General features: G+C 68.4%; 2 protein-coding genes. One reads left to right on the top strand and one right to left on the bottom strand.

The annotated features are described in order from the left end of the window. On the bottom strand, nucleotides 1-1,276 hold a 1,276-nt coding region (locus tag VFG33_RS26055; RefSeq protein ID WP_325055590.1), incomplete at its 3' end, for a maltotransferase domain-containing protein. A gap of 277 nt (nucleotides 1,277-1,553) precedes the next feature. Here VFG33_RS26055 and glgP point away from each other — a divergent pair. Next, nucleotides 1,554-2,705: alpha-glucan family phosphorylase (gene glgP / locus VFG33_RS26060; RefSeq protein WP_325055591.1), on the top strand; the 1,152-nt coding region annotated here is incomplete at its 3' end.

Here is a 2,705-nt window from a genome sequence, read left to right on the forward strand (position 1 = left end):
CGAGCGACTCGAGCATCGCGGGGCGCGTGAACGCCTCGGCCAGGAACACGATGTCAGGTCGCTCGGTGTTGATCTCGTGCAGCACGACCTCCCAGAACCGCAACGGCTTGGTGTGCGGGTTGTCGACCCGGAAGATCGTGATCCCGACCTCGATCCAGTACTCGACGATCCGCAGGATCTCCTCGCGCAGCCCGATCGGGTCGCGGTCGAAGTTGATCGGGTAGATGTCCTGGTACTTCTTCGGCGGGTTCTCCGCGTACGCGATCGAGCCGTCGGCGCGGACGTTGAACCACTTCGGGTGCTCGGTCACCCACGGGTGATCCGGCGACGCTTGCAGGGCGAGGTCGATCGCGACCTCGAGACCCACCTCGCGGGCCCGCCGGACGAAGGCGTCGAAGTCGTCGAAGGTGCCGAGCTCCGGGTGGATCGCGTCGTGCCCGCCCTCTTCCGAACCGATCGCCCAGGGCGAACCGGGGTCACCCGGCTTCGGGTCGAGCGTGTTGTTCGGGCCCTTGCGGTACGACTTGCCGATCGGGTGGACCGGGGGGAGGTAGAGGACGTCGAATCCCATCGCCGCGACCGCGTCCAGTCGTTGCGTCGCGGTCTTGAACGTGCCGGACTTCCATTCCCCGGTCGCCTCGTCGTACGACGCGCCCTCGGAGCGCGGGAAGAACTCGTACCAGCTGCCGTACAACGCGAGCCGCCGGTCGACCCAGACGGGGTACGTCTCCGACGAGGTGATCAACTCACGCACCGGGTAGCGGCCGAGCGCCGAGCGGACCTGCGGCGAGATCCCCGCGGCCAGTCGCGCCTCGGGCGGCAACGCGCCGTTGGCCAGCGCCTGCGCGGCGTCGCTCAACGTACTGCGGTCGACGCGCACAGCAGGCGGTACGCCGGCCGCGGCGCGGTCGAAGAAGGCGGCTCCTTCGGCGAACATCAGGTCGACGTCGAGGCCGGCCGGGATCTTGATCTCCGCGTTGTGCCGCCAGGTGCCGTAGGGATCGCTCCAGCCCTCGATCGCGAACGTCCACGCGCCCTGCTCCTGCAGCGTGACCTCGACGGTCCAGCGGTCCGTGCCCTGGCCGACCGGAGTCATCAGCATCCGTCTGGTCTGGCCGGTCGGCGAGGTCAGGACCACGTTCGCGTTCACCGCGTCATGCCCCTCGCGGAACACCGTGGCCCCGATGGTGAAGGTCTCGCCGACCGACGACTTCGCCGGATACGCGCCGGCGTCGACGGTCGGGGTCACGTCGGTGATCGGGATGCGCCCAGTCATGGAGTAAACGAACCTTCGCTTTCCGACTCGCATTCGGACATTCGCGGGGGAGGTACAGCATCGCAGTACAGGTGCAGCACTGACGTTATCGGTTCGGAGTGGTGGTCCGCCTCATGCACACCGGCGATCACACCAGTGAGCCGGGTGGTTCTGCCCGGTCCACCCTGCGGAACGCTGGGGACCAGTCACCGGTCGGGCTCTGCAAGATCTTGCTCGCGTTGCAAAACCGATGCATCCCGAGGGTGGAATCTGGCCCGGTGGCCGGTACGGTGTCCCGGTGCGAGCGATACGACGATTCTCCGTCCGCCCTGTCCTGCCCGAGCCGCTGACCGGTCTCGGCACCCTGGTGAACAACCTCCGCTGGGCCTGGCACCCCGAGACGCAAGACGTCTTCGAGGCTGTCGACCCCCAACTGTGGAGGAGCACCGGCGGTGATCCGGTCAGGCTCCTCGGTGAGGTCCCGGCGGCCCGGCTCGACGAGCTGGCGAACGACCAGGGCTTCCTCCGTCGGCTGGAACTGGCCGTAGCCGACCTGACCGGTTATGTCACCGACGACCGGTGGTTCCAGTCCGAGGCCGGCTCCCCGGTGAACTCGGTGGCCTACTTCTCCCCGGAGTACGGCATCACCCACGTGCTGCCGCAGTACTCCGGTGGGCTGGGCATCCTGGCCGGTGACCACCTGAAGGCAGCCAGCGACCTCGGCGTACCGCTGATCGGCGTCGGCCTGCTCTACCGGCACGGCTACTTCGGTCAGTCGCTGAACCGCGAGGGCTGGCAGCAGGAGCGCTACCCCCTGGTGGACCCGGACGGGCTGCCGATCAGCCTGCTCCGCGACGGTGACGCACCCGCGACCGTCACCGTGATGCTGCCCGGCGGCCGCAAGTTGTGCGCCCACATCTGGGTCGCCCAGGTCGGCCGCGTCCCGCTGCTGATGCTCGACTCCGACATGGAGGACAACGACCCCGCCGAGCGCGAGGTCACCGATCGCCTGTACGGCGGGACGACGGAGCACCGGTTGCTCCAGGAGCTCCTGCTCGGTGTTGGTGGAGTACGCGCAGTACGGACCTATTGCAGGATCACCGGTCATGCGGCGCCCGAGGCTTTCCACACCAACGAGGGTCACGCGGGCTTCCTCGGTATCGAGCGGATCCGCGAACTGGCCTCCAACGGTCTCGACTTCGACACCGCGCTCGAGGTGGCCCGTGGCGGCACCGTCTTCACCACCCACACGCCGGTCCCGGCCGGCATCGACCGCTTCCCGGTCGAGCTGATCCAGCAGCACTTCTCGCCGGACGCGTTCGGCGAGGGCGTGCCGGTGGACCGGATCCTCGGGCTCGGCGCGGAGGACTTCGAGGGCGGCGACCCCGGCGTCTTCAACATGGCCATCATGGGTCTTCGCCTCGCTCAGAGGGCGAACGGCGTCTCCAAG

The organism is Kribbella sp. (assembly GCF_035687465.1).
Taxonomy (GTDB): Bacteria; Actinomycetota; Actinomycetes; order Propionibacteriales; family Kribbellaceae; genus Kribbella.